The organism is Photobacterium sp. J15 (genome assembly GCF_963870815.1).
In the GTDB taxonomy this organism is placed as follows: Bacteria; Pseudomonadota; Gammaproteobacteria; order Enterobacterales; family Vibrionaceae; genus Photobacterium; species Photobacterium marinum.
The window spans coordinates 820,911-836,926 of record NZ_CAWMUI010000001.1; the positions used below are offsets into that span (position 1 = coordinate 820,911).

The following is a 16,016-nucleotide window of genomic DNA, read 5'->3' on the forward strand; positions in this document are numbered from 1 at the left end:
GCTCATTGCGGTTTTGGTGGAGATATTCATTAGTCATTCCAATATCACTGGACCATATACCTAGGCATGGCGCGGAATGAGAGCGATATCTTTGTCGGTTCATTTGTGAGTATTTAATTCTGCATCTGTATACTCAGTGCCGAGTAAAATTTCGTAGATGTAGGGTGTGACGTGTCATTATCTCATGATATACCTCTGGGTAATACAGAGGAGACAGTTTCTCGCTGGACTAAACACGATACCAGCTGGATGTTGAGCTTATTCGGTACTGCTGTCGGTGCCGGTATTTTGTTCCTGCCAATCAATATTGGAGCCGGGGGCTTTTGGTCTCTGCTGATTATGGCCGTACTGGCAGGCCCAATGACATTTCTTGCCCACCGCGGTCTGGCCCGTTTCGTTCTGTCTTCATCCAAGCCGGATGCCGACTTTACCGATGTAGTGGAAGAGCACTTTGGTGCCAGCGCGGGTCGCCTGATCTCTCTGTTGTATTTCCTGTCTATTTTCCCGATCCTGCTGATTTACGGTGTGGGTCTGACAAATACAGTCGACAGCTTTATTGTTAATCAGCTGGGTATGGACTCGCCGTCCCGCATCATGCTGTCTGGCGTGCTTGTGTTCGCTATGATTGCGATCATGATGGCCGGTGAAAAGGTGATGTTGAAAGCCTTTGAAGTGATTGTTTACCCGCTGGCTGCGATTCTGGCTGGTCTTTCGTTCTACCTGATCCCGAACTGGCAGATGCCGGATCTGGCTATCATGCAGGACTGGCAAGGTTTCTCCGTGACTTTGTGGTTGGCGATTCCGGTAACAGTGTTTGCTTTCAGCCATGCCGCGGCGATTTCTAGCTTTGCTAATGTACAGCGTCGTCATTACGGTAAAGAAGCCGGTCAGAAATCAGAACAGATCCTGAAGCGCACTTCAATCATGCTGATTTCATTTGTTCTGTTCTTTGTTTTCTCCTGTGTATTGAGCCTGAGTCCGGAACAGTTGATGGAAGCGAAAGCGCAGAATGTATCCGTACTGTCGTACCTGGCTAATGTTCATAACAGTCCGTTTATAATTACGCTTGGTCCGCTGATTGCTTTCATCGCGATTTCATCTTCATTCCTTGGCCACTTTATGGGCGCAAGGGAGAGCCTGAACGGTATGCTGCAGAAGCAGGTGAAAATGGCACCAGGTAAGTTGGATAAGCTGGGTATTGCTTTCATGTTCTTCGCAATCTGGTTTGCTGCGGTAATGAACCCAAGTATTCTGGGGATGATGGAAGCCCTGTCCGGCCCGGTAATTGCGATGATTCTGTTTATCATGCCAATGCTGGCAGTATATAAAGTTGATGCCTTGAAAGAGTACCGCGGTAAATTCAGTACTTACTTTATTCTGTTTGCTGGTTTACTTGCTGTATCGGCAATCGTATTTAGTTTGATCTGATTTACTTAAAATCAGTGATAAATAAAAGAGGCTCGCCATTGTGGTGAGCCTCTTTTATTTGAATGTCTGTTTCATCTTAAGACAAAAATAAAGGCGCTCCCTGGTGGAGCGCCTTTTTGATTTTGCACGCAGAGCCAGATTTAAAGCTTAAAGCGGCTGATTTCCTGCTGCAGTTCATGCGATAGCTGAGACAGTTCGGCAGCTTGCTGGGCAGCATCCTGAGCTTCTGATGCCAGTTCATCAGAGACATTACGGATCCCTTCGGTATTGCGGGTGATTTCCGATGTCACAGATGATTGCTCTTCAGCTGCTGTGGCAATTTGGTTCGCCATATCACTGATATTGGTTACTGCGCTATTGATTTGTGACAGGCTGGCTGCCGCGGCATTGGCATCATCGACACTGGTTTCAGCAAGTCGGCGACTGTCTTCCATAATGCCGACGGCGTGTCCTGTTGTCTGTTGCAGTGTCTCAATCATTTGTTGAATTTCTTGTGTTGAAGCGTGAGTGCGCTGACTCAGTACTCGGACTTCATCGGCAACCACGGCAAAGCCTCGGCCTTGCTCACCGGCTCGTGCTGCTTCAATGGCTGCGTTCAGTGCCAGCAGGTTAGTCTGTTCGGCAATGCCCTGAATGGTAGACAGGATCGTATTGATGCTCTGAGCATGGGTGTTCAGCTCCTCGATTACATCGGTTGCCGTTTCTACTTCACCGGCCAGGTTAGTGATCGATTGCTGGCTTTGGTTAACCTGCTCAGCACCATGTTCCGAAACCGTTACTGTTTCGCCAGAGGTTTTGGCCGTGTTATCAGCATTACCGGCAATTTCCTGGGTGGCAGCCGCCATTTCGTTGATGGCTGTAGCAACCATGTTGATTTCATCCTGCTGATGCTGGATGCGGGTGTTGCGTTCCTCCGCCTGTTGAGCGGTTCGGTCTGATTGCTGGCTCAGTGCTCGTGACACTTCGCTCAGGCGCGATACCATACCGTGCATGTTGCCGACAAAACGGTTGAAGTTGTGCGCCAGCTGGCCGACTTCATCATCGCTTCGTGGTTCAAGGCGCTGGGTAAGGTCGCCTTCGCCGGTAGCTATTTCAGCCAACGCATCAGAAACCCGGCCCAGGTCGCGGAACAGGTAGTTAACCAGAGAGGCAACGAGCGCAATCATTACCAGCGTAATTGCGATAGCGATAAGAATGAGCTTTCTAAATAACTCATTGTAACTACTCAGTTCTGTTTCCTTGTCAGCTTCGAATGCAAGTATCCAGTCCGTACCGGGGATTTCAGAGAAGTAGAAGACTTTATCTTTGCTGTTGACTGAAATTATCTCCATGGAATGTTCGGCACTGGCTTGTAGGATACGTTGAAGAGTCAGTTTCGGGCTTATGCGGTTGAAGGGCTCAAGGATCAGGCTTTTGTCTGTATGAGCCAGAACAGAGCCGTTACGGCTAAACAGCATCGCTTGAGCGTTGATACCGACATTGAGGTTAATGACATCGTTGATCAGTTGATCGATTAGTACATCAGCGGCAAGCACGCCAACCAATTTATTGTTTTGGTAAACAGGTTCTGAAATCGAAATTGTCAGAGCTTTAGTTGAACTGCCGATATACACAGGTGAAATCATTTGCTCACCGACACTGACGGCAAGTTTATACCAAGGACGAACTCGTGGGTCATAACCTGCGCGGTTTCTTTCAGGGTGAGAACGGAACATTTCACCATTGACGGTGCCAAGGAATACATCATCAAAATCTCCTGCTTTTTGTGCTTGCTGCAGGTAGGAGATAATGTTTTTGTCGGTTGCGTACTCTGTCACTGTATGAGCTATCTGGGTGCGAATTGCTACCCAGTCTGCAATGCCATCGGTGGTTGCCTGAGCCAAGCTTTCTAAGCGGGTTTGAACGCCGGTGCGTGTCAGGTCATAAAGTTGAGTGGTTGCCAGCCAGGTTAGAACTGTAGCCATAACAGCGACAGCCGATAGACTGGCTCCGGTTATTTTTTGTTTTAAAGATAGTTTCATCGTTATCAAGTTGCTGCCTACTGGGCATGCGATTTGTAGAGTCTGGAAAAGATATTTTTGTTTTGATTGGGTTTATGACGTGTATGGAAATAACGACACCCAATTTCTTATATAAGGAGAGAGGCGACCGATGTTGGTAAAGCTTAAGCTCAGAATGATTTGGCAAATTGATATCTGTTGCTAACAGATTAAGCATGCCAATAAAAAGCGAGAGCCATGGGCCCTCGCTTTTTGCTTTCTAGATATGGTGAAGCGACATGTTTTTATAGCTTAAAACGGTCAATTTCCTGTTGCAGCTCCTGTGACAGGTGAGACAGTTCGGCTGCCTGCTGAGCTGCGTCTTGCGCCTCTGACGCCAGCTCATCCGACACATTGCGGATCCCTTCTGTATTACGGGTGATTTCCGATGTGACGGATGACTGCTCTTCAGCTGCTGTGGCAATTTGATTAGCCAGATCACTGATATTGGTTACTGCGCTGTTTATTTGTGACAGGCTGGCCGCTGCGGCATTGGCGTCGTCAACACTGGTGTCAGCAAGGCGGCGGCTGTCTTCCATTATGCCAACGGCCCGCCCTGTTGTTTGCTGCAACGTTTCAATCATCTGCTGAATTTCTTGTGTTGAAGCGTGAGTTCGCTGGCTCAGGACTCGTACTTCATCAGCAACCACGGCAAAGCCACGGCCCTGATCACCGGCACGAGCAGCTTCAATGGCCGCGTTTAGTGCCAGTAGGTTAGTCTGCTCAGCAATACCCTGAATGGTAGACAGGATAGTGTTGATGCTCTGAGCATGGGTGTTTAGCTCTTCGATTACACCGGTTGCGGTTTCTACTTCTCCAGCCAAGTTGGTTATTGATTGTTGGCTTAGATTCACTTGTTCAGCACCATGCTCTGAAACAGTCACCGTTTCGCCAGAGGTCTTGGCGGTGTTATCGGCGTTTCCGGCAATTTCCTGGGTGGCAGCTGCCATTTGGTTGATGGCAGTCGCGACCATATTGATTTCATCCTGTTGATGCTGGATGCGAGTGTTGCGTTCCTCCGCCTGTTGAGCCGTTCGGTCTGACTGTTGGCTCAGTGCTTGTGACACTTCGCTCAGACGCGAAACCATACCGTGCATGTTGCCGACAAAACGGTTGAAGTTGTGCGCCAGCTGGCCGACTTCATCATCACTGCGTGGTTCCAGGCGTTGGGTAAGGTCGCCTTCACCGGTGGCAATTTCTGCCAGGGCATCAGAAACACGGCTTAAGTCTCGGAACAGGTAGTTAACCAGATAAGAAACTGCTGCGACAACCAGTAGGGTGATTACTGAAGCAATAACAAGCAGGTTACGCAGTAGGTTTTTCTGGCTTGCTTCTTCTGTTGCTTTGTCTAGTTCGATACCTAATGCCCAGTTTGAGTTTGGTACCTCGGTAAAGTAAAACAGTTTTTCTACATCGTTGATCGTTACCGTCTCAATGGTTCTTTTTTGGATTGCTTCACGAATATGCGGCACGGTCAGTTTGGGATTTAAACGGTCATAAGGTTCCAGGATCAGGCTGTTATCAGGATGAGCCAGGAAGGTACCATTATTGCTCAGCAGCATGGTATTAGCGTTGGTACCAACATCCAGGTTGATGACGTAATTTATTAATTGCTCAACAAGGACGTTGGCACCAATGACACCAAGCAGCTTACCGTTATGGTAGATCGGCTCAGTGATTGTAATCTGAAGGGCATTGGTTGCCGCGCCTAAGTAGGCAGAAGTAATAACCTGCTCACCAGCATTGACTGCTTTTTTGTACCAAGGGCGTATACGAGGGTCATACCCGGCGCGATTACGCTCGGTACGTGCACGGATCATTTCACCGGTAGGTGTACCGAAGTAGATATCATCGAACCCGGCAGCCTGACGAGCTTGTTGCAGGTAAGAGACAAAATCTTCGTGGCGGGTGTAGTTCCCTGCGGCTTTGGCAATTTGGGAACGGATGGAAATCCAGTTCGATATACTGGTGGAAGCCGCGTTGGACAGACTTTCTACGCGATCGTAAATACCTTTCTGGGTTGTGTTGGCGAGCTGGCTTGCTGCCAGCCAGGTAAGCGTAGTGGCCATTATCACCACGGCAGATAAACAGGAGCCAATGATTTTTTGCTTCAGTGTCAGTTTCATTCTTTTCTTAAAGGCTGTTTTTCTTGTTGATATGAATGTGTAGGGAACTGAGTATCATGCATCAAAATGTGACCCAAGTCACACTTTTTCTGTGGTAAGTGATTAATTGTGCGAATGAATCTGATAGGGCAAAAAGGAAAGTTCAGCCCAAGAGAATGAGGAATCGAAAGGATTGTTGATTAGGGATTAGTTGAAATCATGCTTCTCGGCACAGGTAAAGTGCGACCATTGGTTGAATAACTTAAACCATTTAGGGACTGACAGATATGGTAAAAAGGAAGGATGGAGATGATAGAAAAAGAGAAGCCGGAGACAGGTGAGAAGCGGAATTGATGATTGTAAAGCTGCTCCCCACCATCTGGTTTTATAGCTTAAACTGACCGATTTCCTGTTGCAGGTCCTGTGATAACAGAGAAAGTTTGGCTGCCTGTTGAGCGGCCTCATCTGCTTCTGTAGCTAATAGGTTCGCTACGTCACGAATTCCGGCTGTGTTGCGGGTGATCTCGGTCGTGACTGATGATTGCTCTTCTGCCGCAGAAGCAATTCTGGTTGCCATATCACTGATGTTGTTAACCGAGCTATTAATTTGTGCAAGGCTTGCTGCTGCAGAGTTGGCATCATCGACGCTGGTATCAGAGAGGCGGCGACTGTCATTCATGATGCCAACAGCCCGGTTGGTGGTACGTTGCAGGTTTTCGATCATTTGCTGAATTTCCTGCGTTGAGCTGTGCGTTCGCTGGCTCAGTATTCGCACCTCGTCAGCCACGACAGCAAAACCTCGTCCCTGCACACCGGCACGGGCTGCTTCGATTGCCGCATTCAGTGCCAGTAAGTTGGTTTGCTCAGCGATATCCTGAATCGTTGACAGGATGGTGTTGATGTTTTGCGCATGAACATCAAGCTCACCAATCACTTCTGTTGTGGTTTTTACTTCACCTGCCAGTTTCGAAATTGACTGCTGGCTCTGGCTTACTTGGGCTGAGCCATGCTGCGATATTGTGACACTCTGTTCCGCGGTTTTGGCTGTGTTGTTTGCGTTATCGGCGATTTCCTGAGTTGCGCAGGCCATTTGGTTTATGGCGGTGGCGATCATATTGACTTCATCCTGCTGATGCTGAATTCGTTTGTTACGTTCTTCAGCTTGCGTGGCAGTGAGCTCAGATTGCTGATTCATCGTATTAGAAACCTGCTGAAGGCGTGACATCATACTGTGCATATTGCCGACAAAGCGGTTGAAGTTGTGTGCCAGCTGACCGACTTCATCATCACTGCATGGTTCAAGACGCTGGGTCAAATCACCTTCACCATTGGCAATATCTGCCAGTGCTGCTGATACTCGCCCTAAATCCCTGAACAGGAAGTTCACCAAAGCAGCAACCAGCATGACGGTAAATAAAGTAATGATGACAGAGGAAATGATCAGTTTCTGCAGCAGATGGTGGTAGCCTGCTTCTTCAGTTTCCTGATCCATCTCGATCGCTAGCAGCCACTGTGTTTTTGGAACCGGAGTGAAGTAAAGCAGCTTTCCTTTTCCGTTGATAGTCAGAGCTTCGACTTCGTGGCTTCGCATGGTGTCACTGATATTTTTCATACTCAGCACATTGCTGTAACGGGTAACAGGCTGTAGTTGTAAGGCTTTTTCCGAGTGAGCTAAGAAAGACTGGGTTTGTTTATCGATAAGCATTATCTGAGCATTTTTACCGATCTTCAGACGCGTAATATCATCAACCAGTTGTTCAATCAGGATGTCACCACCGATGACCGCTTTGAGTGAGCCATTCTCGCTGACAGGTTCTGCAATGGTGATCATCAGAGCGTTACTGGTGACGCTGCGATAAGCCGAGGTGATGATTTGCTGATTCTGTTGTTTCGCCGTTTTATACCAGGGACGAATTCGTGGGTCATAGTCATTTCGAGAGCGGGATTCGTCAGCCCGGTAGAAATTCCCGGTCGGAAAACCAACATATATATTATCAAAGTTTCCCGCTTTTTTTGCTTGTTGCAGGTAGGAGCCAAGAGCTGGCTTGTCTGTAATGTGGTCCAGGCTATGGATAATTTCACTGCGGACGGTGATCCAGTCGGCAAGGTTTTTAGTTGCTGTTGCGGCCAGGGTTCTGGCCCGGGTATTGATATCGTTTTGGGTCTGGAGTTGCAGTTCATTGGCTGCCAGCCAGGTCAGCGAGCCAGCCATCAGCAGCACGGTGAACAGGCTTGCTGCGATGAGTTTCTGTTTTAAAAGTAGTTTCATTGTGTTTGCTGTTCTGTGGCGCGGCGTGAAATACCTCTCTCGCTGTGGGGAAGATGGACAGAGAGCGTTGATGTATGGCTTTTCTACCGCACTGAATAATTGTTGTTGAGACACATTATCATTTGCGTTTATTAAGTGAAGTAATATTATGCTTTTTTGTCATACAATCTATCCGTTTGAGGTGTTTTTAATCTCTGTGGCGATGAAATGTGCTGGGCTGGGGGGAGGTGCTGAGGGATAACTGAATGGTATCGATTGTACAGATATAAAAAAACGGGAGCTTTGGGCTCCCGTTTTTGCGTTAAGCGTGTTTGCTTTTACAGCTTAAAGCGGTTGATTTCCTGCTGCAGCTCGTGCGACAAGTGAGACAGCTCGGCAGCCTGTTTAGCTGCTTCATCGGCCTCTACTGCCAGTTCGTTGGAAACATCGCGGATCCCTTCGGTATTACGGGTGATCTCTGATGTAACAGAAGACTGCTCTTCAGCGGCAGAAGCAATTTGGGTTGCCATGTCGCTGATGTTGGTAACAGCACTGTTGATTTGCGACAGGCTGGCAGAGGCGGCGTTGGCATCGTCAACACTGGTTTCAGCCAGGCGGCGGCTGTCTTCCATAATGCCGACGGCACGACCGGTTGTCTGCTGCAGTGTTTCAATCATCTGCTGAATTTCTTGCGTTGAAGCGTGAGTACGCTGGCTCAGCACACGTACTTCATCAGCAACCACGGCAAAACCTCGGCCTTGCTCACCGGCACGCGCTGCTTCGATTGCTGCGTTCAGTGCCAGCAGGTTAGTCTGCTCGGCAATACCCTGGATCGTAGACAGAATGGTGTTGATGCTCTGAGCGTGAGTGTTGAGCTCTTCAATTACCTCTGTTGCCGTTTCCACTTCACCTGCCAGGCTGGAAATTGATTGCTGGCTCTGGCCTACCTGAGTGGCACCGTGCTCGGAAACTTCCACTGTTTCGCTGGAGGTTTGCGCTGTGTTGTCCGCATTACCGGCAATTTCCTGAGTAGCTGCTGCCATCTCATTGATTGCGGTAGCGACCATGTTGATTTCATCTTGCTGGTGCTGGATACGCGTGCTGCGCTCTTCCGCCTGAGAAGCAGTAATGTGAGCCTGTTGGCTCAGGGCTGCAGACACTTCGCTCAGACGACTTACCATGCCGTGCATGTTGCCGACAAAACGGTTGAAGTTATCGGCAAGCTGACCAACTTCATCATCACTGCGAGGTTCCAGACGCTGAGTCAGGTCGCCTTCACCGGTGGCAATTTCAGCCAGGGCTTCAGAGACACGACCAAGATCGCGGAACAGGAAGCCAACCAGCCATGCAACGGCGCTGACAACAATAAGAGTGATTAGGACAGAAGTGGTAATAAGCTGGCGCAGAAGGCTGGTGTTGCTTGCTTCTTCAGTCGCGCGATCCATCTCAATGCCCAGAATCCACTCAGTACCTGGTACATGGGCGAAGTACAGCATTTTTTCCTGACCGTTGATAGTGACAGTTTCAATGCTGTTTGACTGGATCGCTGCTTCAATGCTGGCCATGTTGATTTCCTGGCTGTAACGGCTGATTGGCTGTAGCAGCAGGGATTCGTCAGGATGGGCAAGGAAGCTGTTGTCTTGCTTGTTAATTAGCATGGCGTAGGCATTTTTACCTACATCCAAGTTGATTACGTCGTTGATCAACTGGTCGATCAGTACGTCGGCACCGACAACACCAACCATAGTACCGTTCTTCATCACAGGTTCTGCGATGGTTACCAGCAGAGCATTGGTGATCGCATCACGATAAGCAGTTGTGATGATCTGTTTACCTGCGTTTTGTGCATCCTTGTACCAAGGGCGGGTACGAGGGTCATAATCTGCACGGTTACGTTCCGGATGCGAGCGGTACATGCCGCCAGCAGGAGTACCCAGAAAGATGTCATCAAAACCGCCAGCTTTTCGCGCTTGCTGGAGGAAAGGAACGACATCGGCTTCTGTGCTGTAGTCATTAAATGCCGAGGCAATATCGCTACGGATAGAAATCCAGTCCGCGATGCCTTCGGTTGCCGCAGCCGATAGGCTGTCAGCACGTGAGTAAATTCCGCTACGAGTCTGATCAAATAGTTGACCCGCTGCGAGCCATGTCAGGACGGTAGCCATAATGACCACTGCCGACAAACTGGCTCCAATGAGTTTTTGCTTTAATGTAAGTTTCATTGTTGTTGGAGTCTCAAAGAGTGGGGGGGTTCTCAAGTATTGTTCACGGCGGATTTTATAGGCATTCAGCATAATATGCACGAAAAAGTGACAATTCACATATAAAACGACATATGTTGACACAAGAAGTGGGTGATTTGACGCTATTGTTGGCATGAGAGTCAAAAAAATGCCGCCATGGCAAAGTGTTATGGCGGCATAAATTTGATAACAGTTATTAATAATATTGCTCAGTTTCTAATTTATAGCTCAAACCGGGATATATCATCTCTTAGTTGTTCTGAAAGTTACGAAAGCTGACGGGCCTGAATGGCTGCATCACGGGCTTTCTGAGCCAGTTGTTCGGAGACTTCCCGTATAGGTTCTGTATTCCGGGTGATTTTTGATGGTTAATTTGAAATCAGATGGGAAGGCGGGAGAGTGTTGATTTGGATGTTTAGACGTCTAGATGTTGACACATCTATAGCTAAGTTTTAGTCTAGGGCAAATTTTAAAAAAGATGTCCTGTAGTCATCATGTCAAACACAACAAAACAATCTGATTTAACGCATGCCCCATCAGCCTTGGCGCTATTACCATTGGGAATCTTTCTTTCCCTGTTTATTGGTGTTGGCAGCTATCTGACTATGCAGGGTGTGGACTTTGCTTTTTACCAGCTACCGGCGCCGGTTGCTGCGTTGCCAGCCGTTATCGTAGCGTTATTGCTTAGTAAGGAAAAGCTCAATAAGGCAATTGAGCAGTTTCTTCGCGGTGTCGGTCATGGCGATATTATTGCCATGTGTATGATTTACCTGCTTGCCGGTGCTTTTGCTTCTGTTGCAAAAGCAACGGGTGGTGTGGATGCAACGGTTAACCTTGGCCTGTCTATGCTGCCAGCCAGCATGATCCTGCCGGGCATTTTTGTTATTTCTGCTTTTATTGCAACAGCGATGGGTACCTCAATGGGTACAATTGCAGCCGTTGCACCGGTTGCGCTGGGTATCGCTCAGGCTGCGGGTATGGATATTGCGCTGACTGCCGGTGTCGTGCTGAGCGGTGCTATGTTTGGCGATAACCTGTCAATCATTTCGGATACGACCATTGCTGCAACGCGCTCTCAGGGCTGTCAGATGAAAGACAAGTTCCGTGAGAATATTCGTATTGCTTTGCCGGCAGCGATTACTGCGATTGTGATCTTCATGTTCAGCAGTACGCCGACGGAAGTGCCTGCCGCAACAGATATCGAATGGCTGAAAGTGCTGCCTTACGTCACCATTCTGGTATTGGCTGTGTCAGGTGTGAATGTGTTTGTTGTGTTGAGTATTGGTATTCTGCTGGCAGGTGGTGTTGGCCTGTTTGCTTCGGCAGATTACAGCCTGGCTGCTTACGGTAAGGACATCTATGCCGGTTTCGGTAATATGCAGGAAATTTTCCTGCTGTCGATGCTGATTGGCGGAATTAGTGAGCTGATGCGTCAGCAGGGCGGTCTGGCTTATTTGACGTCACTGATCAGCCGCATTATCCGAGTGTTTAGTAAAGATCATACCGAAGGACAGAACTTGCGTGCCAGCGAGTTGGGTATTGCCGGTTTGGTCAGCCTGACTAACTGTTGTACGGCGAACAATACAGTTGCCATCATTGTATCTGGTGGCGTGGCGAAAGAGCTGGCGGCAGAAAATGGTGTGACACCGCGACGTGCGGCAAGTCTGCTGGATATTTTCTCTTGCGTAGTTCAGGGATTGCTACCATACGGTGCTCAGGCGCTGCTGCTTGGTTCGGTATTCGGTCTGTCGCCACTGGCTGTGGTCAGCCATTCTTATTACTGTTTCTTCCTGGCTTTTGCGGCCATCGTCGCGGTGTTTGTAAAACACCCTGCACGCAAGCTGGCCAGTGCATAATGTGACGCGAAGCGGTTTTACTGCTCGTTGAAAAACTGAGAATGATATCAAAAGCCTCGCATATGCGGGGCTTTTTTTTGCATGTATTCAAAGTATTGAGCTAACAAATTATCGGTAAAGTGATCCAGTCAACAGATTGATGAAATCACAACGCACGTGTTAACTAATTAATTTAAACTGACGCCACTGAAATAAGTAGAAACAGCTACTTAGACCATTTACATGGAAGAGTGAACACTATTACTTAACCCTCCCTACAGCTCCGGAGCAGTGGATATTCCGGCGAGGATGAGGGGTATTAGTGTGTCGCTTTGTAGAAGAATTATACCTATGGTTAAGGGGATCCCCATGAAGCAACGTTTCTTTGCAAGAACAGCATTAGCGGCGGCAGTACTGGCAACTATGGCCGGTTGCGCTGGCCAGGCTGGCGACAACGCACCTGCGTGGCAGCAGGACAAAGCCTATAAACTGACTATCTTGCATACGAATGACCACCACGGCCGTTTCTGGCAGAACTCTAAAGGCGAATACGGCATGGCAGCGCGTAAGACTCTGCTTGACGAGATTCGTGCGGAAGTTGCCGCTGAAGGTGGTACAACGTTGCTTCTGTCCGGTGGTGATATCAACACCGGTGTTCCTGAGTCGGACCTTCAGGATGCAGAACCTGATTTCAAAGGTATGAACATGCTGGGCTACGATGCAATGGCATTGGGTAACCACGAGTTCGATAACCCGATTGAAGTATTGCGCCAACAGGAAGACTGGGCTGAATTCCCAATGCTTTCAGCAAACATTTACGACAAGACTACTGGCGAACGTATGTTCCAGCCATACCAGATCTTCGAGCGTCAGGGCATCAAGATTGCGGTAATCGGCCTGACTACTGAAGATACAGCGAAAATCGGTAACCCTGAATTTATCTCGAATGTTGACTTCCGCGATCCGAAAGCTGAAGCGAAAAAATTGATCGCTGAGCTGGAAGAGACTGAAAAGCCGGATGTGATCATCGCTGCGACTCACATGGGTCACTATGCTAACGCTAATAACGGTATTAACGCACCGGGTGACGTAGCGTTGGCTCGCTACCTGGATTCCGGTGATTTGGACATGATTGTAGGTGGTCACTCGCAAGAGCCTGTCTGCATGGAAGGTCCGAACATGTATAACAAGAACTTCAAGCCAGGTGATGAGTGTAAGCCGGACCAGCAGAACGGTACTTGGATCGTACAGGCTCACGAGTGGGGTAAATACGTAGGTCGCGCTGACTTTGAATTCAAGAACGGCGAGCTGCAGATGGTTAGCTATGACCTGATCCCAGTTAACCTGAAGAAGAAAGTGAAGCTTGCTGACGGTGGTAAGAAGTATGTCTTCATCGAAGATGAGATTGCTCAGAACCAGGACGTGAAGAGCTTCCTACAGCCATACCAGGATCGTGGCCAGGCGAAACTGAATGTGAAAATTGCTGAATCTAACGGCAAATTGGAAGGTGACCGTAACGTTGTTCGCTTCAAGCAAACTAACCTGGGTCGTCTGATTGCTGCTTCTCACATGCAGCGTGCGAAAGCAGATTTCGCGGTAATGAACTCTGGCGGTGTTCGTGATTCTATTGCCGGCGGTAACATCACTTATAAAGATGTTCTGACTGTCCAGCCATTCGGCAACATCGTGACTTACAACGACATGACAGGTAAAGAAGTGATGGATTACCTGAATGTTGTTGCAACCAAGCCAATCGATTCTGGTGCTTACGCTCAGTTCTACGGTATTTCAATGGTGGTTGAAAACGGTACGGTCCATGACGTTAAGATCGGTGGTCAGTCACTGGATATGGCGAAAACTTACCGTTTCACAGTACCAAGCTTCAACGCAGCAGGCGGTGACGGCTATCCTAAGCTGACTAACCACCCAGGCCATGTGAACACTGGTTTTGTTGATGCAGAAGTACTGAAAGACTTCCTGGAAACAAACAGCCCGGTTGATGTGAACAAGTTCGCACCTAAAGGTGAGATTGTTTATAAATAATCGCCGAACTCAGGCATGTGATTAATCCATGCGGTAGTCAAAAAAGCCTCGGTTTTGTGCCGGGGCTTTTTTATTATCGGTGGGTCAGATATATTGATTTAATATGTCACACAAATAACAAGCATGAGAGAGTTATGACTCCTGCGATTAAATTAGCTAAGAAACAAAAGATAGATTACACCGTTCATCAGTATGACCATGATCCGGCCAATACCAACTTTGGTCATGAAGCGGCTGAAGTGCTGGGGCAGGATCCGAAGCGAGTTTTCAAGACCCTGCTATTCTCGTTAAATGGCGATGCCAAGAAACTAGCCGTGGCTGTTGTGCCTGTATCTGGCATGTTGGATCTGAAAGCCGCAGCCAAAGCCGCTGGTGGTAAAAAAGCCGACATGGCGGATCCGAAGATTGCTGAAAAAACGACAGGTTATATTGTCGGTGGTATCAGCCCGCTGGGTCAGAAGAAACGCTTGCCGACTTTTCTTGATGCCTCTGCTGAACAGTTTGAAACGATTTGTGTCAGTGCCGGCCGTCGTGGTCTGGAAATTGAACTGGCTCCTCAGGACCTGCTGTCTCTGACCAGTGGTAGTTTCGCACCTATAGCGAAGAGCTGATATCAGTTCGAGAGGTTAGCTGCGCCTGGTGGCTATGAAAGGAGATATGCCGATGTTACGTCAATTCAGCCTTGTTTTTGTGATGGTCCTTGTAATGTTATCCGCACCGGTTTTTGCTTCATCACTGGCCGATTGCAGTGAGAAAAGTGAAGGTCATCAGGCGTTGAGTCAGTGTCTTGAACAGGCTTACCAGCAGGTGGATGAAGAGTTGCAAGCTCTCGAAAAGCAGGTGCAGGGCAGTATGGCGGAGCTGGATGCAATCAGTTCTGCTGATATCGGCGCTGAGGCTGCATTTAGTCAATCCGTTACTGCTTTTCGAACCTGGCGGGAGCAGCAATGCCGTTTTGTGATGGCCAGTTATGGTTCTGGTAGCGGGGCCGGTCAGGGGTATCTGGACTGCATGGAAGCTCTGACATCACAGCAGGTTGATCGCCTGAAAGAGTACGCAAATTAATGCCGGATCGGAGCTGCAACCTGGTATAAGATGGTCGGATGAAGTCGATTAATCTTAATTTATTGCGCACCTTGCAGGTATTGCTGGATGAATGCCATGTCAGCCGTACAGCCGAGCATTTGTGCATTACCCAGTCGGCGGTCAGCCGCCAGCTTAATCAGTTGCGAGAGCTGTTTGGTGATCCCCTGTTGGTGAGGGACGGTAACCGCCTTTTGCCGACTCCTAAAGCACAGCAGCTCAAACAAAAGCTCGATGGCTTGCTGGCAGAGTGCCAGGAGTTGTTTATCAGTGATGAATTTGAGCCGCAAAGCTGGGAAGGGCGAGTGGTGCTGTCTTCATCGGATTATGTGGCGCAATATATTTTGCCGGAGATAGTCGAGCGGGTTCAGCGCCAGGCACCGAACCTTAAGTTGGCGTATCAGTTGTGGTCGCCGGATCAGTTTTCCAGGTTGGCTGATCTCGATATTCAGCTGGTCTCCACTATGTTGCCAAGTATCCCGCCGGGGTTGTGTGGCACTCAGATTGGTGCTGATTATCCGGTATGTGTGATGCGCAGCTCCCATCCTCTTGCGGTAAATGAAACCATGTCCGCTGTCGATTTCATCCGCTATGGTCATATGTCAGTATCCGGTGGCGGTGATAAGGACAGTTTTGTTGATAAAGAACTGGCAGAACGTGGCCTGTCACGCCGGATCCAATTTTCAGTACCTTTCTTTAGCTCCGCATTTCAGACAGTTTGCCGCACCGATATGCTGATGGTGATCCCGGAGCATATCGCATCGAACATGCAGCAGATGTTTCCTATCATTTATAAACCACTTCCTTTCAACGCTCCCGAGCACAGGTATTGGTTGTTGTGGCATCCGAGGTTCGACAGTGATCCCTCGCATCGCTGGTTGAGGGAGCAGGTACTGGCTGTGATGCAAAGTTCTATGTATTCCATCTCTATGATTTCAGATCATAACTGTGATGAGTTCTTTTGATTTCAGATTATAGCTTCTGGCTGATAA

At 48.5% G+C, this 16,016-nt stretch carries 10 protein-coding genes; 6 read left to right on the forward strand and 4 right to left on the reverse strand.

The features are described 5' to 3' along the window. Nucleotides 1-171 precede the first annotated feature (171 nt). Entirely contained in the window at nucleotides 172-1,428 is a 1,257-nt protein-coding gene (locus tag AACQ93_RS04170; RefSeq protein WP_064602385.1) for an aromatic amino acid transport family protein, read from the forward strand. Nucleotides 1,429-1,568: 140 nt separating this feature from the next. On the opposite strand, the gene AACQ93_RS04175 is transcribed toward AACQ93_RS04170, so the two are convergent. The 4 genes from AACQ93_RS04175 to AACQ93_RS04190 form a co-directional block, all read right to left on the reverse strand. Beyond that, a complete protein-coding gene (locus tag AACQ93_RS04175; RefSeq protein WP_064602387.1) occupies nucleotides 1,569-3,449 on the reverse strand; it encodes a methyl-accepting chemotaxis protein in 1,881 nt (626 codons plus the stop codon). A 263-nt stretch (nucleotides 3,450-3,712) separates the two neighbouring features. Then, on the reverse strand, nucleotides 3,713-5,593 hold the full coding sequence (locus AACQ93_RS04180) for a methyl-accepting chemotaxis protein (RefSeq protein WP_064602389.1): 1,881 nt from the start codon (nucleotides 5,591-5,593) through the stop codon (nucleotides 3,713-3,715). Between the two features lie 364 nt (nucleotides 5,594-5,957). Beyond that, nucleotides 5,958-7,841: a methyl-accepting chemotaxis protein gene (locus AACQ93_RS04185; protein WP_064602391.1), complete on the reverse strand. Its 1,884-nt coding sequence runs from the start codon at nucleotides 7,839-7,841 to the stop codon at nucleotides 5,958-5,960. Between the two features lie 317 nt (nucleotides 7,842-8,158). Further along, nucleotides 8,159-10,042: a methyl-accepting chemotaxis protein gene (locus tag AACQ93_RS04190; protein ID WP_064602393.1), complete on the reverse strand. Its 1,884-nt coding sequence runs from the start codon at nucleotides 10,040-10,042 to the stop codon at nucleotides 8,159-8,161. Between the two features lie 515 nt (nucleotides 10,043-10,557). On the opposite strand from AACQ93_RS04190, the gene AACQ93_RS04195 reads away from it, so the two are divergent. From AACQ93_RS04195 to AACQ93_RS04215, 5 genes are all read left to right on the forward strand, one after another. Next, nucleotides 10,558-11,919 carry a Na+/H+ antiporter NhaC family protein gene (locus AACQ93_RS04195; RefSeq protein WP_064602395.1) on the forward strand — a complete coding sequence of 454 codons (1,362 nt, stop codon included), beginning with the start codon at nucleotides 10,558-10,560 and terminating at the stop codon, nucleotides 11,917-11,919. Between the two features lie 348 nt (nucleotides 11,920-12,267). After that, nucleotides 12,268-13,941 (forward strand): bifunctional UDP-sugar hydrolase/5'-nucleotidase UshA, encoded by a 1,674-nt coding sequence (gene ushA / locus AACQ93_RS04200; protein ID WP_064602397.1) that lies wholly within the window; start codon nucleotides 12,268-12,270, stop codon nucleotides 13,939-13,941. 134 nt (nucleotides 13,942-14,075) lie between these two features. Then, a complete protein-coding gene (ybaK, locus tag AACQ93_RS04205; RefSeq protein ID WP_007470702.1) occupies nucleotides 14,076-14,552 on the forward strand; it encodes a Cys-tRNA(Pro) deacylase in 477 nt (158 codons plus the stop codon). A gap of 52 nt (nucleotides 14,553-14,604) precedes the next feature. After that, on the forward strand, nucleotides 14,605-15,006 hold the full coding sequence (locus AACQ93_RS04210) for a lysozyme inhibitor LprI family protein (protein WP_064602399.1): 402 nt from the start codon (nucleotides 14,605-14,607) through the stop codon (nucleotides 15,004-15,006). A gap of 38 nt (nucleotides 15,007-15,044) precedes the next feature. After that, nucleotides 15,045-15,989, forward strand: a complete 945-nt coding sequence (locus tag AACQ93_RS04215; RefSeq protein WP_064602401.1) for a LysR family transcriptional regulator — start codon at nucleotides 15,045-15,047, stop codon at nucleotides 15,987-15,989. Nucleotides 15,990-16,016 lie beyond the last annotated feature (27 nt).